Here is a 25,905-nt window from a genome sequence, read left to right as displayed (position 1 = left end):
CTTCCCGCCGGCATTGAACCATTCACCCACCGCCGGTTAGTCTTTGCCCGCCGCCGCTATGGCGGCCTTGTTCCATGAAGGAGTCCGGTCCGATGCGCCATTGATGCCCGCCGCAGCTGCTGCGGCCCTGCGAAGTCCCGCTGCCGATGGCAGCCGGGTGATCCGGGCATGGATGGAATGCAATGACCACGACTCCGTTTCTGACGCTCGAAAGCGTCTGCTGGCAGTTGCCCGATGGCGAACTGCTGTTCTCCGATTTGAACGAAACCTTCGACGCGCGGCCCACCGGTCTGGTCGGGCGCAACGGCGCGGGCAAGAGCGTGCTGGCACGGTTGCTGGCCGGCCACCTGCAACCCACGCACGGGCGCTGCCTGCGCTCGGGGCCGGTGGCCTACCTGCCGCAGCAGGTCGATGCCTTGCCCACCGACAGCGTCGCCGACCTTGCCGGCCTGGGCGACGCGCTGGCCGCGTTGCAACGCATCGAGGCGGGCAGCAGCGACGTTGCCGACTTTGAAACGCTGGGCGAGCGCTGGGAGCTGCGCGCGCAGTTGCGGGCCGAGCTGGAGCAAATGGAGCTGAGGGGCGTATCAGCCGACGCACCAGCCTGCCAGCTCAGCGGCGGCCAACGCATGCGCGTGGCGCTGGCCGGTGCCTTCCTGTCCGAAGCCGATTTCCTGATCCTCGACGAACCCAGCAACCACCTCGACGCACAGGGCCGCAGGTTGCTTCGCAATCAGCTGCGGCGCTGGCCGCGCGGCCTGTTGGTGGTCAGCCATGACCGCGAACTGCTGGGTGACATGCAGCGCATCGTCGAATTGTCCCCGCTTGGCCTGCGCAGCCACGGTGGCAACTACGAATTCCATGCTGCCCGCCGTGCCGAGGAAAAGGCACTGGCGGCACGTACCTTGCAACAGCGCCGCCACGAACGCAGGCAGGGCGAGCAATTGCTGCGCGAGCAGCGGGAAAGACTCGAACGCCGTAGCGCCCGCGGCAACCGGCAGGCCGCGGACAGCAACCAGGCGCCGATCCTGCTCGGCGGGCAGAAGCAGCGGGCGCAGGCCAGCGCCGGCAAGGCGCACCTGCAGCAGCAGGCGCAGCGCGAACAGTTGGGTGAACAGGTGCGGTTGGCGGCCGCGCAGGTCGATGACCCGGCGCCCGTGGTGCTGCTGCCGGCCGCGTTCACTGCGGCCGCGCCCGAGCGCATCGCGCGACTGGACAAGGTGGCGTTGCCGTTCATCGAGGGGCCGTTGGCCGCGATCGACCTGCTGCTGCGCCGGGGCGAGCGGCTGGCACTGACCGGCCGCAACGGCAGCGGCAAGTCGGTGCTGCTCAAGGTGCTGGCTGGCCGCCTGCAGCCGCTGCACGGCACGGTGGAAACGAGTGCGCCGCATGCGTGGCTGGACCAGCATCTGGCATTGCCCGTGCCACGGGCGACGGCGACGGCGCAACTGCTCCATGCCAACCCGTCGATGGCCGAGGCGGAGCTGCGCACCCGGCTGGCCTTGCTGGGCCTGGATGCGGAGCGCGTGCGGCAGCCGGTGGAAACCCTCAGCGGCGGCGAGCGCATGAAGCTGGCACTGGCCTGCGCCCTGTACGCGCAGCCGTCGGCACAACTGTTGTTGCTGGACGAGCCGGCCAACCACCTCGACCTGGAGGCGATGCAGGCATTGGAGGCGATGCTGCGCGACTGGCCGGGCACGTTGCTGGTGGCCGCCCACGACGAGGCGTTCCTGCATGGCATCGGCATCACCGGCAGGCTGCATGCCGCGGCCAATGGATGGCGCAGGCTGCCACCCTGACCTCCACGCCGGCCGAAAACGTCCGTAGGAGCGACGCGAGTCGCGACAAGGCTTTTCCGGTAAAGCCCGGTCGCGACTCGCGTCGCTCCTGCAAGCTCCTGTCCCACGCCGGTCACATCCCTTCGCCACACTCCCGCTCCTTCCGGCAATGGAAACAAGGAGGCGGCGGTGTTCGGCAAAGCGGTTCTGGCTGTGGCGGTGGGTGTGTGCATGGCATCCTCGGTGGCGATGGCCGCCGCTCCCGCACAACGCTATTCGCACGTCCCGGTGTACGCGCACCGTGGCGCCAGCGCGTTGCTGCCCGAGCACACGCTGGCGGCCTATGCGCAGGCCATCGCCGATGGCGCCGACTACATCGAGCCGGACCTGGTGATGACCCGTGACGGGGTGATGGTGGCGCGCCACGAGAACGAGATCGGCGCCACCACCGACGTTGCCAAACGCCCGGAATTCGCTTCGCGCCGCACCGCCAAGGTGATCGACGGCGAAACGGTCGAAGGCTGGTTCACCGAGGACTTCACCCTTGCCGAACTGAAGACGCTGCGCGTACGCGAGCGCCTGCCGGAGCTGCGCGGCACCGCGTTTGACGGCGAGTTCCGCATCGTCACGCTGAACGAGATCATCGCCTTCCTCGTGCAGCAGGCCGCGCGTGCCGGCCGCGGTATCGGCCTGGCGCCGGAGATCAAGCACGGCAGCTATTTCCGTGGCATTGGCCTGCCGATGGAAGAACGCCTGCTGGAAACGCTGCGCGCCGATTCCTACACCAACGTCGCGCCGATCCTGATCCAGTCGTTCGAGACGGCCAACCTGCGCCAGCTGCGCGCGCGCATCGGCAAGGGGTCGAACATCCGCCTGCTGCAGTTGCTGGATGCGCCCGAGGTGGTTCCGGCCGACGTGGCGCTGGCCGGCGGCAGCCTGACCTATGCACGGATGATGACCCCGGCCGGCCTGCGCGAGATCGCCGGCTATGCCGATGCCATCGGCGTGGACAGCCGCCAGCTGCTGCCGCTGGATGCGCGTGGCGAACTGGGTGCGCCGACCGCGCTGATCGCCGATGCGCACGCGGCCGGGCTGGCGGTGGTGGCCTATACCTTCCGCCCGGAAAACCCGTTTCTGCCGCCGGCGCTGCGGCAGGGCGGGGCCAATGCGCGCAACCCGGAAGGTGCGGTTGCCGAGATCCGTGCCTACCTGCGGGCCGGCATCGATGCCTTCTTCACCGACGACCCGGCACTGGGCCGGCGCGCGGTGGATGGCGACGCGGTGGCGCAGGGCGGCATGCCCTGATCGGCTCCGAATGCATGGAATTGCCTCGTAGATGCGGGGCTTGCCCCGCATGGGGCTTTCCCGGTGAGGCTCGTGCGGGGCAAGCCCCGCACCTACGGCTCGTCGCGGCGCGGCCTTGGCCGCAGCGGCACCACCACGTCGTAATCGCGGCCTTCGCGTGGCTGCCACAATACCGGCACGTCCTGCGGGGCCGGTGGTTCCAGTTCGCCGTCGGTCTGTGTGCCAGGCAACGCGTCTTCCTCGTCCTCCCAGCTGTAGCGCTTGCGTGGCGGCAGCGGGTCGGCGTGGCGGAACAGCAGCGCGGCGACAATGCCGGCCGCGGCGCCGCCCATGTGCGACTGCCACGACACGCCCGGCTCGTGCGGCAGCACGGTCATCACCATGCCGCCGTAGAACAGCACACCGATCATGCCGGCGGCGATGGCGGCGCGGTCGCGGCGCAGCAGGCCCAGCCCGAGCACGAGGAACATCAGGCCGTGGGTGACGCCGCTGGCGCCCAGGTGGTGGCTGCCGGCCTCGCCGAGCAGCCACGCGCCGAGCCCGGAGCCGAGCCACAGCAGCGGCAGGGCGCGCAGCGTCGCCTTCGGGTAGACGCTGCCGGCCAGGGTGCCGAGGATCAGCAGTGCCGCGGCGTTGGCGCCCAGGTGTTCGACCGAACCGTGCAGCAGCGGCGCGCCGAGCAGGCCCCACAGGCCGGCCAGCGCGTGCGGCGCCACCGCCAGCGGGCGCCAATCCCAGTGGGTCTGCTGGGCGGCGAACATCGCCACCAGCAGCAGCACGAAGCCCAGGCTCAGGTTGAAGGCGCGCAGCACGCGGCGGCGATCGTTGCCGATGGCGATGTCGGTTGACGTGTCCATGCAGGAGGAATTGCGGCGCCCCGCGGCGAATGCAAGTGCGCTCCCGCGGGAAGCCGGTGTGCCGGTGGCGGGACAATGCTGGCCGCTGCCGCTTGCTTCCCCCTGCAGGAGCGACGCCAGTCGCGATGACGCTTTCCCGGTAAAGCCCCTCGCGACTCGCTCCTACAGGGGAGGGAGCGATCCGGTTACGTACCGTGGCTGCCGCGCGGCGGCAGCTTCACGCTCAGCACCATCGTCATCGCCAGGATCGCCGCGACCACGCCCAGCGACACCGGCACCGGGATGTGGAACACGTCGATCAGCAGCATCTTGGCGCCGATGAAGCCCAGGATCACCGCCAGCCCGTAGGGCAGCAGGTGGAAGCGGTCGGCCATGCCGGCCAGCAGGAAGAACATCGCGCGCAGGCCCAGCACCGCGAACACGTTGGAGGTCAGCACGATGAACGGGTCGGTGGTGATGGCGAAGATCGCCGGGATGCTGTCCACCGCGAAGATCACGTCGGTCACCGCGATCAGCACCAGCACCACGAACATCGGCGTGAACCAACGCACGCCGTCCTTCTCGGCCAGCAGCCGGTTGCCGTTGTACTCGTGGGTGATGCGCAGGTGGCGGCGCATGAAGCGCAGCGCCGGGTTGTCGTCCAGGCTCGGTTCCTCGCCCGCGGCGAACCACATCTTCCAGCCGGTGAACAGCAGGAACGCGCCGAACACATACAGCAGCCAGTGGAACTGGCTGACCAGCACGCTGCCAGCGAAGATCATCACCGTGCGCAGCACGATCGCGCCGAGGATGCCGATCACCAGCACGCGCTGGCGCTGCACCTCGGGCACCGCGAAGTAGCCCATGATCAGCAGGAACACGAAGATGTTGTCGACCGCCAGCGCCTTCTCGATCAGGTAGCCGGTCAGGAACTGCAGGCCGACCTCGTTGGCCACCGCCGCGCCGGCGGTTTCGTGCAGGTACCACCACAGGCCGGCGTTGAAGGCCAGCGCCAGCGCCACCCAGCCGGCCGACCAGTACAGCGCTTCCTTGAACGTCACCTTGTGCGGGCCGCCGTGGCGCATCAGCACCAGGTCGACCAGCAGCGCGGCGACCACCACGGCGACGAAGCCGCCCCACATCCACACATTGCCTATCGTTTGCATATCGATTCCGTCGGAAATTGAGATGAGCCTCGAACCGGACGGCGAGGGCTGCGACGGAAGATGCAAGGATTCCGGGTGCAGACGCTTCGCCAGTACGGCGAAGGTCTTGCTCACAGCCCCGTGGGACTGCCGTTGCACCGGAGCCTTGCGGCTCGAATTGACGGCGACAACGTCTGGGAGCTACTCCCCTTCGAGCGCGGATAGTGCGGCCTGCCGCCGTTACAGTCAATGAATGCGCCGCGGGGCCAGCCCGGCCACCGTTACAATGGCGCCCATGAATACCCCCCTGCCCGTCGTACGCCTGAAGAACGCGTGGCGCTCCAGCCACCCGTGGATTTTCCAGAAACTGGTCGAAAAGCCGGCCGCCAAGCCCAAATCCGGCACCCTCGTCGACGTGATCGGGGTGGACGGGGAGTGGATCGGCCGTGGTTTCTACAACGGCCACTCGCGCATCGCCGTGCGCATCCTGGAAACCCGCCCGGAAGTGACGATCGATGCCGGCTGGTTCGCCGAAAAGATTGCGCAGGCCGTATCGCTGCGCCGCGACGTGCTCAGGCTCGATGAAATCTCCGACGCCTGGCGCGTGGTGCACAGCGAGGGCGACGGCCTGAGCGGGCTGGTGGTGGACCGCTACGGCGACCTGATCGTGGTCGAGTTCTTCGCCGCCGGCATGTTCCGCCACCGCGAATGGATCTACGACGCGCTGCGCGCGCAGTTCCCCGGCTGCCGCTTCCACAGCTTCGCCGACGAGCACGTGCAGAAGCAGGAGAGCTTCGATTTCCACGGCAACACCACCACCGAACCGGCGGTCATCAGCGAATATGGGGTGAAGTTCCGCGCCGACCCGGCCGGCGCGCACAAGACCGGCTTCTTCGCCGACCAGCGCGAGAACCGGCAGTGGCTGAGCCAGCTGGTCGAGGGCAAGAGCGTGCTCGACCTGTGCTGCAACACCGGTGGCTTCGCGGTGTATGCCGCCGCTCGCGGCGCCAGCGAAGTGCTGGGCGTGGACATCGACCAGGACGTGATCGCCATCGCCAAGGGCAATGCGCGCCTGAACAACGTCAAGCCGAAGTTCGTGCAGGCCGACATCTTCCCGTGGCTGCGCGACGCGGCCAACCGCGGCGAGCAGTACGACGTGGTGATCCTCGACCCGGCCAAGATGACCCGCGACCGCGACCAGGTCATCACCGCGCTGAAGAAGTACCTGGACATGAACAAGCTGGCACTGGGCGTGGTCAAGCCCGGCGGTTTGTTCGCCACCTTCTCCTGCACCGGACTGGTGGCCGAGGACCAGTTCCTGGACATGCTGCGCCGCGCCGCGTTCTATTCCGGCCGCACCATCCAGATCCTCAAGGTGGCCGGCGCCGGCCCGGACCATCCGTTCATGGCGCACGTGCAGGAATCGCGTTACCTCAAGGCCGTGTTCTGCCGCGTGGTGGATTGACGGTAGTGCCGGCCGCTGGCCGGCATCCGCATGGATGCGAGGTTGCCGGCCAGCGGCCGGCACTACCGGGAAGCAAGATGCGGCGGTAAGGTCTTGGCCTTTCCCGAATGCCGAGGCCCGCATGTCGCTGCGTCGTCTGTCCCTGCTGCTTGCACTGGCGCTGGGCGCGCCGCTGTCCGTCCATGCCGTCGATTTCAGCGCCGCCGAACTGGCCCGCGCCAAGGCCCTGCAACAGCGCCTGCTGACCCTGGACAGCCACCTCGACACGCCGGCCAACCTTGCCCGGCCCGGTTTCGACATCACCCACCGCCACGACCACAACGCGCTGTCGCAGGTGGACTACCCGCGCATGCTCGACGGTGCGCTCGACGGCGGCTTCTGGGCGATCTATACCGACCAGGGCGACCGCAGCGACGCTGCGCACCTGATCGAGCGCGACCACGGCCTGCGCCGGTTGATGGAGATCCGCGAGATGCTGGCCGCGCACCCGGACCGCTTCCAGCTGGCGCTCACCGCCGATGACGCGGCGCGGATCAAGGCCGCCGGCAAACGCGTGGTCTACATCAGCATGGAGAACGCCAGCCCGCTGGTGGCCGACCCCTCGCTGCTGGGCTTCTACCACGCCGCCGGGCTGCGGCTGCTGTCCACCGTGCACTTCGCCAACAACGAGTTCGCCGATTCGGCCACCGACCCCAAGGGCGCGGAGTGGAACGGCCTGAGCCCGGCCGGCAAGGCGCTGGTCGAGCAGGCGGTGAAGCTGGGTATCGTGATCGACCAGTCACATGCCTCCGACGCGGTGTTCGACGACCTGCTGGCGATGCTGCCGGTGCCGTTCATCCTCTCGCACAGTGCGTCGAAGGCGGTGTTCGACCACCCGCGCAACCTCGACGACGCGCGCCTGCGCCAGCTGGCGGCCAAGGGCGGGGTGATCCAGGTCAACGCCTACGGCGGCTACCTCGTCGATGAAACGCCGGGCGAGGAACGCAGGCAGGCCGAGCAGGAGATCGAACGGCGGCTGGGCAGCTGGGACGACATGCCGATCGAGAAGGGCGTGGAACTGGCCCATGCGATGGCCGAGCTGGACCAGCGCATCCCGCGCCGGCGCGCGACGCTGGACGACTTCTTCACCCACTTCGGCCACCTCCTCGACGTGGTCGGCCCCGCGCACGTCGGCATCGGCATGGATTGGGACGGCGGCGGCGGCCTGCCGGGCATGGCCGACGTCACCGACCTGCCCAGGATCACCGCCTGGCTGCAGCAGCGCGGCCTGAGCGAAGCGCAGATCGCCGGTATCTGGAGCGGCAACGTGCTGCGGGTGATGCGCCAGGCGCAGGACTACGTGGCGAAGCAGGCCCCGTAGACTCCGCGCCACGGGGGAAGGCCAGCGCCGGGCAAGCCCGGCACCCGCACAAGGACGACGCTCTTGTAGATGCGGGGCTCGCCCCGCATGAACATGAAGCGGCGGATGCGATCAGCCGCGCCCCAGCACCGCGCGGCGACGGCTGTACAGCACGTAGACCACCAGGCCGAGCACGTTCCAGACCAGGAACCACTTCTGGGTGGCGGCCGGCAGGCTGAAGAACAGGTAGATGCAGCCGCCGATGGCGACCGGGCCGACCAGCCACGCCAGCGGCGTGCGGAACCTGCGCACGCGCCCCGGCTCGCGCTTGCGCAGCACCAGCAGGCACAGGCCCACCGCGGTGAACGCGGCCAGCGTGCCGGCGTTGGCCAGCGCGGCGATCTCGTCCAGCCGTGCCACCCCGGCCAGCGCCGCCACCAGCACCGCGGTGAACACGGTGATGGTCACCGGCGTGCCGGTGCGCTTGTTCACCAGCGACAGCCCGCGCGGCAGCAGGCCGTCGCGCGACATCACGAAGAAGATGCGGCTCTGGCCGTAGAAGAACGCCAGCAGCACGGTCGGCAGGGCGACGATGGCGACCACGCCGATCGCCAGCGCGGCGGTGCCGTGGCCCAGCTCGCGCATGATCAGCGCCAGCGGCTCGGCGCTCTTGCCGAACACCGTGTAGTTCATCGCGCCCACCGCGGCCAGCGCCACCACCAGGTAGATGATGGTGCAGCCGATCATCGAGCCGACGATGCCGATGGACAGGTCGCGGCCGGGGTTCCTGGTCTCCTCGGCGGCGGTGGAGATCGCGTCGAAGCCGTAGAAGGCGAAGAAGATGATCGCCGCGGCGGCCATCACCCCGCGCTCCACGCCGTCGGCGCTGATCGACTTGGGGAAGCCATAGGGCATGAACGGCTGCAGGTTGGCCGGGTCGAACGCCGGCAGCGCCACCGCCACGAAGATCGCCAGCGCGATCAGCTTGAACACCACCAGCACCGCGTTGACCGTGGCGCTCTCGCGGGTGCCGACCATCAGCATGCCGGCGACGAGGAAGGTGATGACGATGGCCGGCAGGTTGAGGAAGCCACCTTCCACGTGCGGGCCGGCGGCCAGCGCCTGCGGCAGCATCACATTCCAGCCGAACTGGGTATGCACCCATTCCAGGAAGCCGGTGAAGTAGCCCGACCAGCCCACCGCCACGGTGCTCACCACCAGCGAGTATTCGAGGATCAGGCTCCAGCCCACCACCCAGGCGATGGTTTCGCCCAGCGCGCTGTAGCTGTAGGTATAGGCGCTGCCGGCGGCCGGCATCATCGTCGACAGCTCGGCGTAGGCCAGCGCCGCGCAGGCACAGACGACCCCGGCGATGACGAAGGACAGCAGTACCGCCGGGCCGGCCTTGTCCGCGCCCACGCCGATCAGCGTGTAGATGCCGGTGCCGACGATGGCGCCGATGCCCAGCGCGACCAGGTGGGGCCAGCTCAGGGTGGGGATCAGGCGGCGGCCTTCTTCGTGTTCGGTGAGCTGGTCGATGGGCTTGCGCCGGAGCCAGGATTGCATGCGGGCCTCGCGGTGGGTGAAAACACGGAAGTGGCCGAGTTTCGCCGAACGCAACGCAGCAAAGCCAGAAATTCCCGCGGTTTCCGCAGGGTTTGGCGGTGACCGATAGTCAGGATGAAGAATTCGGCATAAAACGGCCGGGGTGCGATGGCTTGACCACCGTAGGTGTGGGGCTTGCCCCACACGAAGCTTTCCCGGTGAAGCCACGTACGGGGCAAGCCCCGTACCTACGGCGTGCGGCGCGGATGCGACAGCAGGTATTCGCGCAGGGCCACGGCCTGGTTGTGCTCGGTGTCGCGCGCGCCATACACCAGCGTCACCGGCCCGGCGTCCAGCGCGTCGCGCAGCGGCGCCAGCAACTGCGGGTGCGCGGCCAGCTCCTGTTGGTAGCGCTGCCGGAACGCGTCCCAGCGCTCGGCACGATGGTCGAACCACTGCCGCAGCTCGGTGCTGGGCGCCACGTCCTTGAGCCATTGCGCCTGCAGCTGCTCGCGGCTGACCCCACGCGGCCACAGCCGGTCCACGAGGAAGCGCTGGCCGTCCCCGGCGCTGGCGGCTTCGTAGGCGCGTTTGCAGTGGATGATCATGCCGGCCTCCGTGAGGTGCGGGGCGGCGAGTCTCCTGCCCCGGATGCACGCAAGCATACGCCAGTGATTCCCGCCGACGCGGCGCAGCCGGTGAGACGCGCGGGGCTACACTGCGGCGCATGCAAACCGAAATCCTGATCCTGGCCGGCCTGCTGCTGGCCGTCATCGTGCTGCTGGTGTTCCTGTTGCGCCGTACCGGCGGCAGCGGGCTGGCCCGTGAACTCGATGCCGAACGCCAGCGCGCCAATGCCGCCGCGGTCGAGGCCGGGCAACTGCGCGGGCGGCTGGAATCGCTGTCGGCCGAGATCGCGCACGAGCGTGGCCAGCAGGCCGAGCAGGCGCGCGTGCTGGCCGCGTTGAACCAGCGTGTGGAGCGCGAAGCGACGCAGTCGGCCGAGGCCGAGGTGCGGCTGGGCGAACGCGATGCGGCATTGGCCGCCGCGCGGGCACGCATCGCCGAACTGGAGGAAGCACTGGAGCGCCAGCGCGAAACCCTGCACGCGGCCCAGGCCGGCAACGCGCGCTTGCAGGCCGAGCTGCAGCATGCGCGCCAAGCGCAAGAAGAACTGCGCCAGTGGGTCGGCGCGGCGCGGGAAAATCTGTCGGCCGCCTTCACCGAACTGGCCGGCAAGGTGTTCGACGAGAAGGGCCAGCAGTTCGAGAAGAACGTGCGCCTGGCCACCGGCCAGTCGCGCACCGACATCGAGGCCATGCTCAAGCCGTTCGCCGACAAGCTCGGCGAATTCCGCCAGCGCGTGGACACGCTGTACGGCGAGGAGGCGCGCGAGCGCGCCAGCCTGCTCGGCGCGGTGGGCGAGCTGAAGACCCTCAACCAGGACATGGCCGCGCAGGCCGCGGCGCTGACCAGCGCGCTGAAGGGCAGCGCCAAGGTGCGCGGCGACTGGGGCGAGCTGATGCTCGACAACGTGCTGCGCGGCTCCGGGCTGGAAGAAGGCGTGCACTACGAGCGCCAGGCGCATGCGACCAATGACGAGGGCGCCAGCCTGCGCCCCGACGTGGTCGTGCGCTTCCCCGACCAGCGCAGCGTGGTGATCGACAGCAAGGTCAACCTGATCGCATGGCAGGAGGCCATGAACGCGGCCACGCCCGAGCAGCAGGACGAAGCCCTGCGCCGCCACGCCATCGGCCTGCGCCAGCACGTCAAGGAGCTGGGCGACAAGAACTATCCCAAAGCCATCGGCGGCGACGCACTGGACGTGACCATCGCCTTCGTGCCAATCGAAGGTGCGCTCTCGGCCGCGCTCGGCGTGGACATGGACCTGCAGTCCTACGCCTTCGACCGCCGCGTCGTGTTCGCCTCGCCGAACACGCTGATGGCGCTGCTGCGCGTCACCGAGCGGTTGTGGACGCGCGACAAGGTGCAGCGGCAGGCGTTGGAAATCAGCGATACCGGCGGCAAGGTGCTCGACGCGCTGTCCGCCTTCCTTGCCGAGTTCGACGGCGTCGGCCGCAAGCTGGAAGACGCCAGCCAGGCCTTCGGCCGCGCCCGCAACCGCCTCACCGATTCCCCACAATCGCTGTCCAACCGCGCCCGTCGGCTGGCCGAACTCGGCAGCAAGGCGCGCAAGGCGCTGCCGCCGGAACTGCAGCCGGAGGCGGTACGCTCGCTGGCCGCCGAGGACGATGAAGGCTCGGCTTGATGGCACCCTTTTCCCCACCCCGAGGAACCGCAATGACCGCTCTCCAGAGCATTCCCCTGACCACCATCGACGGTGCCACGGCCACGCTGGGCGATTACGCCGGCAAGGTACTGCTGGTGGTCAACGTCGCCTCAAAATGCGGCCTTACCCCGCAATACGAAGGGCTGGAAAAGCTGTACCGCGAGAAGAAGGCTGCCGGGCTGGAAGTGCTGGGCTTCCCGGCCAACGACTTCAACGGGCAGGAGCCGGGCAGCGAGGACGAGATCAGGCAGTTCTGCTCGCTCACCTACGACGTGACCTTCCCGATGTTCGCCAAGGTCAGCGTGGCCGGCAGCGACGTGCACCCGCTGTACCGGCAGTTGATTGCCGCGCAGCCGGCCGCCACCGGCGAGGGCCCGATGCGCGGGAAACTGGCCGGCTTCAACATCGAGCCGAACCCGGCGCCGGGCATCCTGTGGAACTTCGAGAAATTCCTGATCGGCAGGGACGAGCAGGTGGTCGGCCGCTTCGCACCGGACGTCACCGCCGACGATGCGCGCCTGCGTGCGGCAATCGACGCGGCACTGGCGGCCTGACCGGAGCAATGGGCACCGAGGGCAGGTCGTGATAACGCCCTCGGCATGCCCTGCAGGAAGCGTCGGGGGAGTAACCCCGACCTACCTTTTGGGAGATGTGAAAAGCCCGGGCTTCCCCGGGCTTTTCCGTATCGCCGACAGCGCGCTTGACGTAGCGGCGGGGCTTGCCCCGCCGGGGGCGTTGCCGGGAGCTCCCTGCCGGGCAAGCCCGGCAGCTACGCGAAGCGCGCCGGCGCTCAACGCCCCCAGTCCGGCATCGGCATCGCATCGACCGGGATCGGGGCCTGCTCGTCGTCCTCGTGGCGGCGGCGGTCGTGGCGCAGGTCCCTTTCGATCTGGTAGTTGCGCCGCTGCAGCCAGGCGTCGCGGGTCAGCGTGTATTCGTCCACCGCGCTGTCGCGCAGTTCGTCCAGCGACAGCAGCTGGGCGCGGGTATCGACCAGCTGCAGGCCCTGCAGGCCGATGCGGACCTTGTCGGACTCGATGCCGCGGATGGGTGACAGCGGGGTGTCGCCGGCCAGGCCGAACACGTCGCGCACGGTGCGCGGGCCGAAGAACGGCAGCTCCACGTAGCGCGACTGGCGCCAGCCCCAGGCGCCGAGGGTCTGGCCGAAGTCCTCGTTGCGCTTGGGCACCATCGCCTTGCTGGCCGGGTCGAACAGGCCGCCGAGGCCCAGCGTGGAGTTCATCAGGAAGCGGCCCAGCGTGTCCCAGGCGTCGTCGGCATGGCCCTGCAGCAGCTGGTTGACCACGGTCAGCGGCGAGCGCAGGTTGCTGAAGAAGTTGCTGATGCCGGTGCGGGCGAAGCGCGGCACCACGTGCACGTAGGCGGTGGCCAGCGGGCGGGCGACGCCGCGGTCCACCGCGTTGTTGAAGCGGTGCACCTTGCGGTTGAACCCCTCCCACGGGTCGTAGGTGGCCGCGCCACTGCCATTGGCGTTGGCTTCGGCGGTGCCGCCATACAGCGCGGCGAAGTCGTCTTCCGCGTCGGTGGGGGCGCCGTTGTCCGCGCTGGCGGCAACGATGGCGTCGTCCTGCGCGCTGGTGGCCGGCCCGGCAACCGCGTCTCCGGCAGCCTGCGGAACCTCGGTCGTCGCAACTTCCGCCTCGCTGGTGGCCTCGGCCGGGGCGGGGGCCACCACGGTCGCTTGCGGCGGGGCGGCGTCGCGCACCGGCTTGCCGGCACAGGCGGACAGCAGCGCGATGGAGGCCAGGAGGAGAAGGGTGCGGATGGGGTTCATGTCAGCTTCCTGCCGTGGATGCATTGAAATCGAGGGACGGCGACAACCGGTAGGCGGCGCGCAGTTCGTCCAGCCCGGCCGGGGTGCCGGTAATGGCGCCGCCGCCGTTGCCGCGCAGGCGCGCGGCCAGTTCGGCCAGCAACGCCACGCCGGCGCTGTCCACGCGCTCGACCGCGTTCAGGTCGAGCCGCCGCAACTGCCCCGCCTGGCGGGCCAGCTGCGGCCACAGCGTCACCGCTGCGGCGCGGTCGAGGGTACCGGCCAGGAACAGTGCATCGCCTTCGATGCGCGCGCTGGCGTCACTTGCCACGGGGTGCCGGTCCCGCGCCGGCCTGCAGGCTGCCGCCGCGCAGTTCGGCGGCCACGTCCTTGATCGACTTCTGCCGCAGCGGCGTGTCGAACTGGTTCTTGAAGGTCTGCACGTAGGAGATGCCCTCGATCATCACGTCGAACACCTTCCACTGGCCGTCGACGTTGCGCATCAGGTATTCGACCGGGGTCGGCTCGCTGCCGGCGCGCACCAGCTCGGTGCTGACCTTGACGCCGCGGTTGCCCGGCAGCGCGGCCTCGCTGCGGTAGCGGAAGCTGGGCTTGCCCTGGATGTCGAGCAGGGTGGAGCCGTAGCGCGCCATCAGATTGTCGGCCATCGCGTCGGCGAACAGCTTGACGTCGGCGTCGGAGGCGCCGCGGCCGTGCACGCCCAGCACCAGCCGTGCCGAGTAGTCGCGGTCGAAGCTGCGGCTCATCTCGCTGTCGATGAAGCCGCGCAGCGCCGCCGGGCTGGCGCGGAACTCGTTGCGGCGGGTTTCCAGCGTGGCGAGGATGCGGGTGCTGGCGTCGAGCACGGTGCGTGCCGCGGCCGAGGGCTGCGCGGCGGTGGCGGCCGGGCGCGCCTGCGCCTGCACCAGCGACGGGGCGGCGGCCAGCAGGAGGGAGGCAAGCACGGTGGCGAGCAGTTTGGTCTTCATGGTTGCGGTTCCGTTGCGGGCGCGTCGGCGCCGTGGGTTTCGTCGGCATTGGCGCCCGGAGTGCTGCCGCCGCCGCTGAACATGTATTTGCCGACCAGCTGGATCAGGTCCACCGCCGGCTGGGTGAAGACGATTTCGTCGCCGGACTTGAGCACGTCCGGGTCGCCGCCCGGTTGCAGGCCGATGTAGCTCTCGCCCAGCAGCCCGCTGGTGAAGATGCCGGCCGAGGTGTCGGCGGGCAGATCCTTGAACCTGCCGTCCAGCGCCAGGGTCACGACGGAGTCGTATTTAACCGGGTCCAGCTGAATATCGGCCACCTGGCCGATGGTCACGCCGCCCACCTTCACCGGTGCCTGCTTACGCAGCTGGCCGACCTGGCTGAAGCGCGCGGTCAGCACGTAGTCGCCGCCGCCCATGCCGAAGCGCTGGTTGGTGGAGGCCACCGCCAGCACCAGCAGCGAGGCCAGCGCCAGCAGCAGGAAGGCGCCGACGGAGAATTCGAGTCGAGGTCCACGGATGGCCATGTTTTTGTCTCACTCCTGATCCGGCAAATGCTTCGTCGTGAAGATCGAAGCGGGTTTTTCGTTTGATCCCCGCACAGGGATGTGCGGGCTGTTGCGAAGGATTCGCGTCATTGAAACATCAGTGCGGAGAGCACGAAGTTGAACATCAGCACCAGCAGCGAGGCGTTGACCACCGCGCGGGTGGTCGCCACCGAGGTGCCTTCGATGGTGGGTTCGGCATGGAAGCCGACGTAGGCTGCCACCAGTGCTGCGGTGCCGCCGAAAATGGCCGACTTGAGCAGGGCCACGGCGAAGTCGTCCCAGAAATCGACGCTGCCGCGCAGCCCCGACCAGAACGTGCCGTTGTCCTGCCCCAGCACCTGCACCGCCTCGAACCAGCCGCCGGTGATCGCCAGCGAGCAGAAGATGCCGGTCAGCAGCGGCACGGTCAGCACCGCCGCCCAGAAGCGCGGCGCCACCGCCTTGGCCACCGGGTCGATGGCCATCAGTTCCAGCGCCTTGATCTGGTCGGTGGCGCGCATCAGCCCCAGCTCGGCGGCGATGGAGCTGCCGGCGCGGCCGATGAACAGCAGCGCGGTCAGTACCGGCGCCAGTTCGCGGTACAGCGACAGGCCGAGCAGGGTGGACAGCGCATCGGACGCGCCGAAGGTGGTCAGCGTGCGGTAGCCCTGCAGGGTCAGCACCAGGCCGACGAAGGCACCGCCGACGGCGATGATCGGCAGCGAACGCGCGCCGATCTTGTAGATCTCGCGCGCCAGTTCGGCCAGGAAGTCGCGGGTCGGCAGCGAGCCGCGCAGCACCGTCAGCGAGAACAGGCCGGCGCGGCCCAGCGAGCGGATCGAGGAAGTGAACGGCATCAGGCGACCCTCGCGCGTGGGGCAGCGTCGAACGGGATCGGGCCGTCGGGCTGGCCGTGCAGGAACTGCCGCACCAGCGGGTCGGTGCTGGCCTGCAGTTCGTCCGGCGTGCCGGAGAAGACGATGCCGGCATTGGCGATGACCACCGCCTGGTCGCAGATCGGCAGGGTTTCGTGGACGTGGTGGCTGACGATGATGCTGGTCAGGCCGAGGCTGTCGTTCAGGCGCTGGATCAGGCTCATGATGACGCCGGAGGCAATCGGGTCCAGCCCGGTCAGCGGCTCGTCGTAGATCATCAGCGGCGGGTCCAGCGCCAGCGCGCGGGCCAGCGCCACGCGCCGCGCCATGCCCCCGGACAGTTCGCGCGGCCACGCATCGGCGGCGGCCAGCAGGCCCACCGCGTGCAGCTTCATCCGCACCAGCCGCTGCAGCACCGGCTCGGGCAGGCGGGTATGGGTGCGCAGCGGCAGGGCGACGTTCTCGGCCACGGTGAGGTCGGTCAGCAGGCCGTTGCCCTGCAGCAGCACGCCGACGTTCTTGCGCATCTCCAGCAGCGCGCGGCTGCCATGCGGGATGTCCTCGCCGAACAGGCGCACGTGGCCGGCCACCGGCCGCAGTTCGCCGGTCAGCGCCGCCAGCAGCGTGGACTTGCCGCTGCCCGAGGGCCCGAGCACGGCGGTGATGCTGCCGCGTGGCACCTCCAGCGAAACGTCGCGCAGGATCGTGCGCCCGCCGCGGTCGATGCGCACGTCGGACAACTGCACCAGGGGTGTCCGGGGAGGGGACATGGCGGCCTTTTACGGAAAGCTAACGTGGCAGGATTATCGAGTCGGCCTGAACAAAATAAAACCGGACCGTGCAGTATTGTCGCCGCATCGCGGCCCGCCGTCAGTGCCGCTGGCGGAACAGCGCATCTTCCGGACCCCGCGAAAGGCAGGGATCAGTGGCCTGCATGCGCTTCCGCCCACGGGGGGGGAGCGCCCCGGTCGCGGCCATTGCGATCCCGCTCCGGCACAATCCCCCCATGCCCGACGCCGCCCCGGATTTCCGCCTCTACCACTCCAATGCGCTGGACGTGCTGGCCTCGCTGCTGGCCCGTGAACTGCGCGAACCGGCGCCGGGGCAGCCGCTGCTGGCCGCCGACACGGTGCTGATCCCGCAGGTGGCGATGCGGCGCTGGCTGCAATCGACGCTGGCGGCCGAATACGGCATCGCCGCCAACCTGGAATTCCTGACGCCCGGCGAGTTCGTTGCCCGCGCGCTGAAAGAAAACGTGCCCGAAGCCAATGTGCCCGGCGAGCACGACGACCTCGGTGCGGCCGGCCTGCACTGGCGCCTGTATGCGGCGCTGACCGACGAAACCCTGATGCGGCAGCCGGCGATGGCCGGGCTGCATGCCTGGCTCAATCGCGACGATCCGTTGCGACCGTGGTCGCTGGCCGCCGAGCTGGGTGGCGCGTTCGAGAAGTACCAGGCATGGCGCCGCGACTGGCTGCTGCGCTGGGAGGCCGGCGCCGATGCCGACGACCCGCAGGCCATCCTCTGGCGCCGCATCGCCAGCGGCCGCCAGCATCGCGCGCGCCGCATCAACGATTACCTCGCCCGCTTCGAGGGTGCCGACCGGCCATTGCCACGGGGCCTGCCATCGCGGCTGTTCGCCTTCGCCACGCTCAACGTCTCGCCGGACGTGCTGCGCGTCATCGCCACCCAGGCCCGCGTCGGCACGCTGCATTTCTACCTGCCCACGCCGACCCGCGCGTACTGGGGCGATTTGCAGACGCTGGCCGAAAAGCTGCGCGGCGGCAGCGACGATCCGTTCGGCGAGGCCGCCGGCGAAAACCCGCTGCTGCAGGCGTGGGGCGCGGCCGGGCGTGACTTCATGGCGGTGCTGGGCAGCTACGAAGTGGTGCACCCGAGCGGCGAGATCGCCGCCTATGCCGACCCCGAGCAACGCACCGGCAGGACACTGGACGAAGGCGGCCTGCGCGACAGCCTGCTGCACCAGCTGCAGGCCGACCTGTTCCACCGCCGCGCCCGGCCTTCGCCGCCGCTGCGTCCGGTGCTGCGTCCGGACGACCCCAGCGTGCAGGTGCACGCCTGCCATACCCGCCTGCGCGAGATGCAGGTGCTGCACGACCAACTGCGCGCGCTGCTCGACGACGAGCGCTTCGACCCGCCGTTGCAACCGCGCGAGATCGCGGTGCTGGCGCCGGACATCGACCCCTACGTGCCGTACCTGGAAGCGGTGTTCGGCGGCCGCGGCGCCGGCCAGGGCCAGATCCCGTGGGCGCTGGCCGACGCCAGCCCGTTGCAGGGCGAGCCGCTGGCCGAGGTGTTCCTGCAACTGCTGGGGTTGCCGGTGTCGCGCTTCGGCCTCAACGAGATCCTCGACCTGCTCGCCAGCCCGCCGCTGGCCGCCGCCGCCGGGCTGGACGCGGCCGCGTTCGAGCGCCTGCACGGCTGGCTGCAGGCCGCCGGCGCGCGCTGGGGGCTGGATGCCGCGCACCGCGGCCAGCATCAGGCGCCGGCCGACGACGCCTGTACCTGGCAGTTCGCGCTGGACCGGCTGCTGCTCGGCCACGCCAGCGGCAGCGAGGCCGACTTGGCCGGCGTGGCGCCGTGGCCGGAGCTGGAAGGCAGCGCGCTGGCCGCGCTCGACGCCCTGATCCGCCTGTTGCGCGTGCTCGCCCGCCACCAGCAGTTGCTGGCCGAGGCGCTGCCCCCGGCGCAATGGCGCGAACGCCTGCTTGCGCTGTTGAAGGCGCTGCTGCCGGAAACCCCGGCCGACCCGGCCACCGCGCGCGCGCTGGAGCGGTTGCGCAAGCTGGTCAACGACTTCGCCGAAGAGGCCGGAAAGGCCGGCTTCGACACCCCGGTGCCGGCCGAGGTGGTGCGCGCGCACTTCGCCACGGTGCTGTCCGAGGCCGACACCCGCGCGCCGCTGCTCACTGGCGGCGTCAGCTTCGGCCGCATGGTGCCGATGCGGCTGCTGCCGTTCCGGGTGATCTGCGTGCTCGGCCTGAACGACGGCGATTTCCCGCGGCGCGATCCGGCCGCCGGCCTGAGCAGGCTCACCGTGGAAATCGCCAGCGGCAAACGCAAGCCGGGCGACCGCTCCACCCGCGAGGATGACCGCTTCCTGTTCCTGCAACTGCTGGCCTCGGCGCAGGACGTGTTCTACCTGAGCTACCTCGGTGCCGATGCCCGCGACGGCAGCGCGCGCGAGCCGTCGGTACTGGTCAGCGAACTGCTCGACGCGGCCGCCGCCTGCCACGACGATCCCGCCGCCGCGCGCCGGGCGATGGTGGTCAGGCACCCGTTGCAGCCGTTCGCCCCGGCCGCGTTCGGTGGCGACGGCGAACCGCGCCGTTTCAGCTACCAGCGGCAATGGCACCCGGCGGCCGGCGCCGTCGGTGGCCAGCGCCAGCGGCTGCCGGCGTGGATCGAGGGCGAACTGGCCGCGCCGCTGCCCGGTGCCTTGCAGGAAACCAGCCTGTCGCTGGATGCCCTGCGCCGCTTCCTCGCCGACCCCGCCGGGCAGTTCCTCGAACACCGCCTCGGCCTGCGCCTGGCCGGCGAGATCGACGCCAGCGACGACATCGAACCGCTGGTGCTGCCGGAAAAGGGCCGCGCGCATTCCTTGCTGCAGCAACACCTGCTCGCCGCGTTGCTGGAAGGTGACGAAGCGGGCCTGTACGAACGCCTGCGCGCCCGCGCGCTGCTGCCTTCCGGCGCGCTCGGGCGGCAGCAGTTCGCGCGCCTGCTCGGGCAGATACGCCCCTGCGCGCAGAGCTACGCGCGCTGGCACGACGGCACCCCGTTGCACAGCCAGCGCTACGAGGTGGAGGTCGACGGCACCCGCGTGCACGGGCGCATCGCGCAAATCCATCCACAGGGCCTGCCGCGGTTGCAGGCCGGCGCGCCGGGCGTGGCCTGGGTGCTGCGCAGCGGGCTGGACTGGCTGCTGGCCAACGCCGCCGGCGAGGGCAGGCCGCTGCTGCAGTTCTTCGACGATGGCGCAGGCAACCACGGCCCGCACGCATTGCCGGCGCTGCCCGCCGGACAGGCGAAAAACGCGCTGAAAGCCTTGCTGCACCTGCGTTTTCAAGGTCTGCAGGCGCCGCTGCCGTTCGCCCCTTATACCGGCTGGGCGATCTACAACGCCGAGGCCGACAAGCGCGAAAAAGCCGGCCGCGACAAGTGGAACGGCAGCGAGCGCAGCTGGGGCGAGCGCAACGGCGAAGCCCTGCAATTGGCCCTGCGCGGCGCCGATCCGTTCGCCTCGGCGGCCACTACCAACAGATTTATCCACAACAGCCTGTTGATATTCACCGCGCTGCGCGAAGGCCGGGTGCTGCCGGAATCGCCGGAAGGGGAGGATCGGGCATGAACGCCGGGCAGCCGTCGCGCGACCCCTACCTCGACCTGCCGCTGTCCGGCCTGCGCCTGATCGAGGCCAGCGCCGGCACCGGCAAGACCTTCACCCTGGCCACGCTGTTCACCCGGCTGGTGGTGGAACGCGGCCTGCGCATGGGCCAGATACTGGCCGTCACCTTCACCGACGCGGCCACGCAGGAACTGCGCAGGCGCATCCGCGAGCGGCTGGCCTTGGCCGCGCGGCTGGTGGACGCCGAACCCGCCGCCGGCGACAGCCCGGAAACCACACTGACCCACGCCATCCTGCAACGCCACCTGGCGCAGGGCGGCGAAAGCGCCGCGCAGCTGGCCCGGCGCCTGCGCATCGCCGCCGAGGAAACCGACCTCGCCGCGATCTTCACCATCCACGGCTTCTGCACCCGCGTGTTGGGCGAACACGCACTGGAAAGCGGCCACGGCTTCGCCATGCCGGAACTGCTGACCAATACCCGCCCGCTGCACGCCGAACTGGCCGCCGACCTGTGGCGCCTGCATGCCGCGCGCGGCGAGGCGCTGGATGCCTTGCTGGGTTTGTGGAAAAGCCCGGAAGCATTGGCCGTCGACCTGCCGGCGCTGGTCGCCGACCTGCCGCTGCTGCCCGCCCCGGATGACGTGGCTGCCGGGCTCGCCCCCGTAGCTGCCGGGCTTGCCCGGCAGACCGCCAACCCCAACGCCGCCCTGCAAACCGTCACCCAAACCCTGCAACACGCCATCACCCAGCACCTGCCCGACGCCCGACAAGCCATCGCCAACGCCTTCGAAAAAAAGCTGTTCGATGGCCGCCGCGCCAAGCGCCCCAGCTTCGATAAAGCCTTCGTGGAACTGGTGGCCGGCAGCGCGCTGGGCGAATGGCCGCGTGGCGACAAACACCACATCGACAAGCTGGCAGCGACCCAACTCAAGCATTTCTGCAAAGAAGGCCAGCAGGCACCGGCCTCGCCGCTGTTCGACGCCTTGCAAGCATGGTTCGATGCCGACGACTTCCGGCAGCAGTGGTTGAAGCGAAAGCGAGTGGAACTGCTGCACCAACTGCGCTTTGAAGCCCGCCAACGCCTCGCCCACCAAAAGCAGCAGTACCGCGTGCAGACCTACGACGACCTGATCGACGGCGTGCACGCCGCGCTGGCCGGCGAGGGTGGCATCGAACTGGCCGGGCGGCTGCGTGCACAGTACCGCTTCGCGCTGGTGGACGAATTCCAGGACACCGACCCGCGCCAGTGGGACATCTTCCGCCGCGTGTTCGCCGAACCGGCGGAAAATGCCGCGCTGTTCCTGATCGGCGACCCCAAGCAGGCCATCTACGGGTTCCGTGGTGGCGACGTGCATACCTACCTGCACGCCCGCGCGCTGGCCGGGGAAGCGCCGCGGCTGGCCCACAACTTCCGCTCGCGCCCGGCGCTGCTGCGCGCGCTCGACGCGCTGTATGCCAACGCCGGCGAACGCGCCTTCCTTGACGACCGCATCCGCTTCGAGCCGGTGCAGCCGGGCGACCAGCGCGACGATGCCGACTATCTGCTCGACGGCGCCCCGGCCCCGGCGCTGACCCTGCACCTGCTCGACCCGGACGACGAAGGCAAGCCGCTCAAGGCCGACGACTCGCGCGACGCCGCCACCCTGGCCTGCGTGGCCGACATCCACCGCGCGTTGTCCGCCGCGCGCGAGGGCCGGGCATTGATTGACGGCGAACCACTGCAACCGGGCGACATCGCCGTGCTGGTGCGCTCGCACAAGGAGGCCGCGCGCATCCAGCAGGCACTGGCGGCGACCGGCATCCCGGCGGTGGCGGCCGGCAAGCACAGCCTGTTCGCCGGCAACGAGGCGCACGAACTGCGCCTGTTGCTGCTCGCCCTGCTGCAACCGGCCGACGAAGGCCGCCTGCGCGCCGCGCTGGCCAGCGTGCTGCTGGGCGAAAGCGCCGCCGTCATCGCCGCGCTGGAGCACGAAGGCGAACGCCAGCGCCACCACCAGGAACGCCTGCTGCGCTGGCGCGAACGCTGGCAGCGCGGCGGCGTGCTGGCGATGCTGTCCGAACTGTGCGCCGAACAGGCGCCGCGGCTGTTGGCATTGGTCGATGGCGAACGCCGCCTGAGCAACTACCTGCAACTGGGCGAACTGCTGCAGGAGGCCGGCCACCGCAGCATCGGCCTGCATGGTTTGCTGGACTGGCTGCAGGCGCGCATCGCCCACGCCGACGACGGCGACGAAGCACAGCTGCTGCGGCTGGAATCGGACGCGCGCCGGGTGCAGGTCATCACCCTGCACAAGAGCAAGGGGCTGGAATACCCGCTGGTCTACCTGCCTTTCGTCGGCATCGACGGCAAGGCCCCGGACACCGATGCGCACAAGACCGTGCACGATGGCGACCGGCGCGTGCTGCACTGGAAGATCGACAAGGATGCCGAAGACTGGAAGGCCGCCAGCCAGCAGGCCGCCGCCGAGGACGCGGCCGAAACCGCGCGCCTGCTCTACGTCGGCCTGACCCGTGCCAAACACGCGTTGTGGATCGCCGGCGGCGCGCTGGCCGGGCTGCCCGAATCGCGGCTGGGGCCGATGCTGGACAAGCGCGACGCATTGGCCGCGCACCCGGACATCCGCATCGTCGAAGGCAGCGTGGCGACGCTGCCGCCGCGCCTGCCGCCCGAGCGCGAACAGGCACTGCCGCCGGTGCGCGACGCGCGGCGCGTGCTGTCGCACGACTGGTGGGTCTACAGCTTCACCCAGCTCGCCCATGCCGAGGCCGGCCACGACACCTCCGCCGCTGCTACCGAGGACAGTGGCGGCGCGACCGACGAGCCGGCACCGCCCGAGGCCGGAACCGAAGCCGATGCGATGGCGCAGCCGGAAGCCTTCGACCCGCGCTTTGCCGGCAGCCGTTTCGGCAACGTGCTGCACGCCGCGCTGGAAAACGCCGACTTCGCCGCCTGGGCCGCTTGGCAGCCCGGCGATGCCGCACCGCAGGGGCAGGGCGACATCATCGCCGGGGCCTTGCGCAAGGAAAGCTATGCCGAAACCGACATCGCCGACGGCGTCGCCCTGCTCACCATGCTGGTCGGCCAGACCCTGACCGTCGCCCTGCCCGAGGGCGGCGCACTGCATGCGTTGGACGAAGGCGAGCGCCGCGCCGAAATCGAATTCCACTTCGCCATGCAGCCGACCGCGGTCCCGGCGCTGCTGCGCGTGCTGCACGAATACGGCGTCGCGCGCGGCCGCCACGGCTTCGGCACACGGCAGCGGCTGGAAGGGTTGATGACCGGCAAGATCGACCTGACCTACGTGCGCGACGGCCGCTGGTACGTGCTCGACTACAAGTCCAACCGTCTGCCCGGCTACGCCCCGGCGCAGCTGGAAGCGGCCATGCGCCACAGCGAGTACGACCTGCAGGCGCTGATCTATACCGTGGCCCTGCACCGCTGGCTGCGCTTCCGCCTCGGCGACGGTTACGACTACGCCCGCGACTTTGGCGGCATCCGCTACCTGTTCTGCCGCGGCCTGGACGCCACCCGCAGCCCGTCGCCGGGCCTGTACGCCCACCGCTTCGCCCCGGAGCTGGTGCAGGCCGTGGACGAACTGTTCGCAGGCGGCAAGCCTTCAAAGCCCCTCTCCCCCCGGGAGAGGGGTTGGGGTGAGGGGCAAACGGAGTCAGTGGGAACCGAACCATGAATTTGCTGACCGCTCTCACCAAAACCCAAGTCCTTCGCCCACTCGACCACGCCCTCGCGCAAAGCCTGCGCCGCCTCGACCCAACCACCCCGGACGAAGTACTCGCCGCCGCCGCCCTTGCCTCGCTGGCCGTGGCACAGGGCCATGCCGGTTTCGACCCGACGCAACCGGCACGGCTGGTCGAAGCCCCGTTGCCGTGGCCCGAACCGCAAGCATGGATCGCACAACTGCGCGCTTCGCGCTGGGTGGCGACGCCGGACGACGACAGCGCCGAGGCCGAACAAGCCCCGCTGGCGTGGGAACACGGGCTGCTCTATCTGCGCCGCTACCGCGAATACGAACGCCGCCTCGCCCGGGGCCTGCAACGCATTGGCGCAGCACAACTCGACCAGACCGATGTGGCCGCACTGGCTCCGTTGTTCGCACAGTTGTTCGATGTGGCAGCGAAGCCCGCTTCCACCCCCTCCCTTTTCGGCGAAGCCGAAAGGGGAGGGGCAGACCATCAGGCCCGTGCCGCCGCCCTCGCGCTGCGCCATGCCCTGCTGCTGGTCACCGGTGGCCCCGGCACCGGCAAGACCACCACCATCGCCCGCCTGCTGGTGCTGCTGGCCGCACAGGCCCGCGCTGGCGGCCAGCCGCCGCCGCGCGTGGCGCTGGCCGCACCCACCGGCCGTGCCGCCGAACGCATGGCCGAAAGCCTGCGCAACGCCGCGCAGCAACTGCCGCAACTGGGCGTGGCCCCCGCACTGTGCGCGCAACTGCCCACCACCGGCACCACCCTGCATCGCCTGCTCGGCGTGATCCCGGATTCGCCGCGCTTCCGCCACCATGCCGACAACCCGCTGCCATTCGACGTGGTGGTGGTCGATGAAGCCTCGATGATCGACCTGCCGCTGATGGCCAAGCTGGTCGAGGCCGTCGCCAGCGGCACCCGGCTGGTGCTGCTGGGCGATCCCGACCAGCTGCCCTCGGTGGAAGCCGGCGACGTGCTCGGCGCGATCCTGCGTGCCGCCGGTGATGGCGAGGCGATCGCCCCGGCCGATGCGCAGGCCCTGCAACCGCTGCTCGGCGAATTGCCGGCCACCCGCGTTCCCGCGGCCGGCGCCTTTGCCGGCACCCGAGTGCACCTGCACCGCGGCTACCGCCAGAGCGATGCCCTGCAATTGGCCCCGCTGGCCGCCGCCATGCGTGAAGGCGACGCCGCCCGCGCGCTGTCGCTGCTGCGCAGCGGCGAACTGCCCGGCGTGCATTTCCACGAGAACGAAGGCGATCCATTGCAAGCCTGGCGCGAACCGCTGCAACGCTACTGGGACGCACTGGCCGCCGCGCAGACCCCGGCGCAGGCGCTCGCACTGGCAAGCCGCCTGCGCCTGCTCACCGCCGTGCGCGAAGGCCCGCAGGGTGCGCGCGGCCTCAACGCCCGCATCGAGGAACTGCTCGGCGGCGCCACCCCGCGCGGCGGCGCGCCGGCGCACTTCCACGGCCGCCTGCTGCTGGTCACCGAGAACAGCTATCGCCACCGCCTGTTCAATGGCGACGTCGGCATCTGCCTAAGCGATGGAACCGCCCGCACCACCACCGCCTGGTTCCCCGGCGACGACCCCGACCACCCGCGCCCATTCCACCCGGCCGCGCTGCCGGCGCACGAAAGCGCCTTCGCCATGACCGTGCACAAGGCGCAGGGCTCCGAGTTCGACGAGGTATGGCTGCAACTGCCACCGCGCGACAACCGCGTGCTCAGCCGCGAACTGCTCTACACCGGCATCACCCGCGCCCGCCATGCACTGCATCTTGCCGGCGATGCCGGGGTGATCGAGGCCGCCCTGTCGCGCCACGCCAGCCGCCTCTCCGGCCTTGCGCGGCGTCTGGGCCATCACCCGTAGGAGCGCACCTCGGTGCGCGATGGAACCTCACTGGCCAGCCTCTGGCACAGCAAGCCGTGCTCTGCATGACCGGCCATTCGTGCTCTTGTCCATCAGTAG

At 69.9% G+C, this 25,905-nt stretch carries 19 protein-coding genes; 9 read left to right on the top strand and 10 right to left on the bottom strand.

Going from position 1 to position 25,905, the window contains the following annotated elements; all coding sequences use genetic code 11:
* The first annotated feature begins 182 nt into the window (after window positions 1-182).
* Both MIC98_RS01390 and MIC98_RS01385 read left to right on the top strand, forming a co-directional pair.
* Window positions 183-1,799, top strand: a complete 1,617-nt coding sequence (locus tag MIC98_RS01390) for an ATP-binding cassette domain-containing protein (RefSeq protein WP_239735045.1) — start codon at window positions 183-185, stop codon at window positions 1,797-1,799.
* Window positions 1,800-2,009: 210 nt separating this feature from the next.
* On the top strand, window positions 2,010-3,083 hold the full coding sequence (locus MIC98_RS01385) for a glycerophosphodiester phosphodiesterase (protein WP_239735044.1): 1,074 nt from the start codon (window positions 2,010-2,012) through the stop codon (window positions 3,081-3,083).
* 92 nt (window positions 3,084-3,175) lie between these two features.
* On the opposite strand, the gene MIC98_RS01380 is transcribed toward MIC98_RS01385, so the two are convergent.
* Together MIC98_RS01380 and MIC98_RS01375 are read right to left on the bottom strand one after the other, a co-directional pair.
* Window positions 3,176-3,940, bottom strand: coding sequence for a rhomboid family intramembrane serine protease (locus MIC98_RS01380; protein WP_239735043.1), 765 nt, complete (start codon window positions 3,938-3,940; stop codon window positions 3,176-3,178).
* A gap of 185 nt (window positions 3,941-4,125) precedes the next feature.
* Complete coding sequence (locus MIC98_RS01375) at window positions 4,126-5,085, bottom strand: TerC family protein (protein WP_057640415.1); 960 nt, start codon at window positions 5,083-5,085, stop codon at window positions 4,126-4,128.
* A 274-nt stretch (window positions 5,086-5,359) separates the two neighbouring features.
* Between MIC98_RS01375 and MIC98_RS01370 the strand changes: the two genes are divergently transcribed.
* Window positions 5,360-6,529 carry a class I SAM-dependent rRNA methyltransferase gene (locus tag MIC98_RS01370; protein WP_239735042.1) on the top strand — a complete coding sequence of 390 codons (1,170 nt, stop codon included), beginning with the start codon at window positions 5,360-5,362 and terminating at the stop codon, window positions 6,527-6,529.
* A gap of 121 nt (window positions 6,530-6,650) precedes the next feature.
* Entirely contained in the window at window positions 6,651-7,889 is a 1,239-nt protein-coding gene (locus MIC98_RS01365) for a dipeptidase (protein WP_239735041.1), read from the top strand.
* A 111-nt stretch (window positions 7,890-8,000) separates the two neighbouring features.
* Here the strand turns inward: MIC98_RS01365 and MIC98_RS01360 are convergent, their stop codons facing one another.
* The gene (locus tag MIC98_RS01360; RefSeq protein ID WP_239735040.1) at window positions 8,001-9,434 is read right to left on the bottom strand and encodes an amino acid permease; all 1,434 of its coding nucleotides are present in this window, start codon (window positions 9,432-9,434) and stop codon (window positions 8,001-8,003) included.
* A gap of 227 nt (window positions 9,435-9,661) precedes the next feature.
* Window positions 9,662-10,021 carry a DUF488 family protein gene (locus MIC98_RS01355; protein WP_057640418.1) on the bottom strand — a complete coding sequence of 120 codons (360 nt, stop codon included), beginning with the start codon at window positions 10,019-10,021 and terminating at the stop codon, window positions 9,662-9,664.
* Window positions 10,022-10,140: 119 nt separating this feature from the next.
* Here MIC98_RS01355 and rmuC point away from each other — a divergent pair, with 119 nt between their 5' ends.
* Window positions 10,141-11,682 (top strand): DNA recombination protein RmuC, encoded by a 1,542-nt coding sequence (gene rmuC, locus MIC98_RS01350; RefSeq protein WP_239735039.1) that lies wholly within the window; start codon window positions 10,141-10,143, stop codon window positions 11,680-11,682.
* A gap of 32 nt (window positions 11,683-11,714) precedes the next feature.
* On the top strand, window positions 11,715-12,257 hold the full coding sequence (locus MIC98_RS01345; protein ID WP_239735038.1) for a glutathione peroxidase: 543 nt from the start codon (window positions 11,715-11,717) through the stop codon (window positions 12,255-12,257).
* A 236-nt stretch (window positions 12,258-12,493) separates the two neighbouring features.
* On the opposite strand, the gene MIC98_RS01340 is transcribed toward MIC98_RS01345, so the two are convergent.
* The 6 genes from MIC98_RS01340 to MIC98_RS01315 all read right to left on the bottom strand — a co-directional run bounded on the left by MIC98_RS01340 (window position 12,494) and on the right by MIC98_RS01315 (window position 16,635).
* Entirely contained in the window at window positions 12,494-13,498 is a 1,005-nt protein-coding gene (locus MIC98_RS01340) for a VacJ family lipoprotein (RefSeq protein ID WP_239735037.1), read from the bottom strand.
* 1 nt (window position 13,499) lies between these two features.
* On the bottom strand, window positions 13,500-13,808 hold the full coding sequence (locus MIC98_RS01335) for an STAS domain-containing protein (protein WP_239735036.1): 309 nt from the start codon (window positions 13,806-13,808) through the stop codon (window positions 13,500-13,502).
* Window positions 13,798-14,466 (bottom strand): ABC transporter substrate-binding protein, encoded by a 669-nt coding sequence (locus tag MIC98_RS01330; protein ID WP_239735035.1) that lies wholly within the window; start codon window positions 14,464-14,466, stop codon window positions 13,798-13,800. The genes MIC98_RS01335 and MIC98_RS01330 overlap by 11 nt, the downstream gene beginning before the upstream one ends.
* The gene (mlaD, locus tag MIC98_RS01325) at window positions 14,463-14,990 is read right to left on the bottom strand and encodes an outer membrane lipid asymmetry maintenance protein MlaD (protein WP_239735034.1); all 528 of its coding nucleotides are present in this window, start codon (window positions 14,988-14,990) and stop codon (window positions 14,463-14,465) included. Before mlaD ends, MIC98_RS01330 begins: the two co-directional genes overlap by 4 nt.
* 107 nt (window positions 14,991-15,097) lie before the next feature.
* Complete coding sequence (locus tag MIC98_RS01320; RefSeq protein WP_239735033.1) at window positions 15,098-15,847, bottom strand: MlaE family lipid ABC transporter permease subunit; 750 nt, start codon at window positions 15,845-15,847, stop codon at window positions 15,098-15,100.
* On the bottom strand, window positions 15,847-16,635 hold the full coding sequence (locus tag MIC98_RS01315) for an ABC transporter ATP-binding protein (protein ID WP_239735032.1): 789 nt from the start codon (window positions 16,633-16,635) through the stop codon (window positions 15,847-15,849). The genes MIC98_RS01320 and MIC98_RS01315 overlap by 1 nt, the downstream gene beginning before the upstream one ends.
* Before the next feature lie 236 nt (window positions 16,636-16,871).
* Between MIC98_RS01315 and recC the strand changes: the two genes are divergently transcribed.
* From recC to recD, 3 genes are read left to right on the top strand one after another with little or no spacing between them, the layout of a single operon-like run.
* Window positions 16,872-20,237, top strand: coding sequence for an exodeoxyribonuclease V subunit gamma (gene recC / locus MIC98_RS01310; RefSeq protein ID WP_239735031.1), 3,366 nt, complete (start codon window positions 16,872-16,874; stop codon window positions 20,235-20,237).
* Complete coding sequence (gene recB, locus MIC98_RS01305; RefSeq protein WP_239735030.1) at window positions 20,234-23,923, top strand: exodeoxyribonuclease V subunit beta; 3,690 nt, start codon at window positions 20,234-20,236, stop codon at window positions 23,921-23,923. Before recC ends, recB begins: the two co-directional genes overlap by 4 nt.
* Complete coding sequence (gene recD / locus MIC98_RS01300; protein WP_239735029.1) at window positions 23,920-25,806, top strand: exodeoxyribonuclease V subunit alpha; 1,887 nt, start codon at window positions 23,920-23,922, stop codon at window positions 25,804-25,806. The genes recB and recD overlap by 4 nt, the downstream gene beginning before the upstream one ends.
* The last annotated feature ends 99 nt before the right edge of the window (window positions 25,807-25,905 follow it).

The organism is Stenotrophomonas sp. NLF4-10, assembly GCF_022359915.1.
Classification (GTDB): Bacteria; Pseudomonadota; Gammaproteobacteria; order Xanthomonadales; family Xanthomonadaceae; genus Stenotrophomonas; species Stenotrophomonas daejeonensis.
This window is presented reverse-complemented; position numbering and strand designations above follow the sequence as displayed.

What these genes read in the sequence shown, in the direction of transcription:
- MIC98_RS01375 (WP_057640415.1), bottom strand. Translation starts at nt 5,085, where the DNA reads ATGCAAACGATAGGCAATGTGTGGATGTGGGGCGGCTTCGTCGCCGTG.
- rmuC (WP_239735039.1), top strand. Translation starts at nt 10,141, where the DNA reads ATGCAAACCGAAATCCTGATCCTGGCCGGCCTGCTGCTGGCCGTCATC.
- MIC98_RS01315 (WP_239735032.1), bottom strand. Translation starts at nt 16,635, where the DNA reads ATGTCCCCTCCCCGGACACCCCTGGTGCAGTTGTCCGACGTGCGCATC.
- MIC98_RS01345 (WP_239735038.1), top strand. Translation starts at nt 11,715, where the DNA reads ATGACCGCTCTCCAGAGCATTCCCCTGACCACCATCGACGGTGCCACG.
- mlaD (WP_239735034.1), bottom strand. Translation starts at nt 14,990, where the DNA reads ATGGCCATCCGTGGACCTCGACTCGAATTCTCCGTCGGCGCCTTCCTG.
- MIC98_RS01330 (WP_239735035.1), bottom strand. Translation starts at nt 14,466, where the DNA reads ATGAAGACCAAACTGCTCGCCACCGTGCTTGCCTCCCTCCTGCTGGCC.
- MIC98_RS01320 (WP_239735033.1), bottom strand. Translation starts at nt 15,847, where the DNA reads ATGCCGTTCACTTCCTCGATCCGCTCGCTGGGCCGCGCCGGCCTGTTC.
- MIC98_RS01340 (WP_239735037.1), bottom strand. Translation starts at nt 13,498, where the DNA reads ATGAACCCCATCCGCACCCTTCTCCTCCTGGCCTCCATCGCGCTGCTG.
- recD (WP_239735029.1), top strand. Translation starts at nt 23,920, where the DNA reads ATGAATTTGCTGACCGCTCTCACCAAAACCCAAGTCCTTCGCCCACTC.
- MIC98_RS01355 (WP_057640418.1), bottom strand. Translation starts at nt 10,021, where the DNA reads ATGATCATCCACTGCAAACGCGCCTACGAAGCCGCCAGCGCCGGGGAC.
- MIC98_RS01385 (WP_239735044.1), top strand. Translation starts at nt 2,010, where the DNA reads ATGGCATCCTCGGTGGCGATGGCCGCCGCTCCCGCACAACGCTATTCG.
- recB (WP_239735030.1), top strand. Translation starts at nt 20,234, where the DNA reads ATGAACGCCGGGCAGCCGTCGCGCGACCCCTACCTCGACCTGCCGCTG.
- MIC98_RS01380 (WP_239735043.1), bottom strand. Translation starts at nt 3,940, where the DNA reads ATGGACACGTCAACCGACATCGCCATCGGCAACGATCGCCGCCGCGTG.
- MIC98_RS01360 (WP_239735040.1), bottom strand. Translation starts at nt 9,434, where the DNA reads ATGCAATCCTGGCTCCGGCGCAAGCCCATCGACCAGCTCACCGAACAC.
- recC (WP_239735031.1), top strand. Translation starts at nt 16,872, where the DNA reads ATGCCCGACGCCGCCCCGGATTTCCGCCTCTACCACTCCAATGCGCTG.
- MIC98_RS01365 (WP_239735041.1), top strand. Translation starts at nt 6,651, where the DNA reads ATGTCGCTGCGTCGTCTGTCCCTGCTGCTTGCACTGGCGCTGGGCGCG.
- MIC98_RS01390 (WP_239735045.1), top strand. Translation starts at nt 183, where the DNA reads ATGACCACGACTCCGTTTCTGACGCTCGAAAGCGTCTGCTGGCAGTTG.
- MIC98_RS01370 (WP_239735042.1), top strand. Translation starts at nt 5,360, where the DNA reads ATGAATACCCCCCTGCCCGTCGTACGCCTGAAGAACGCGTGGCGCTCC.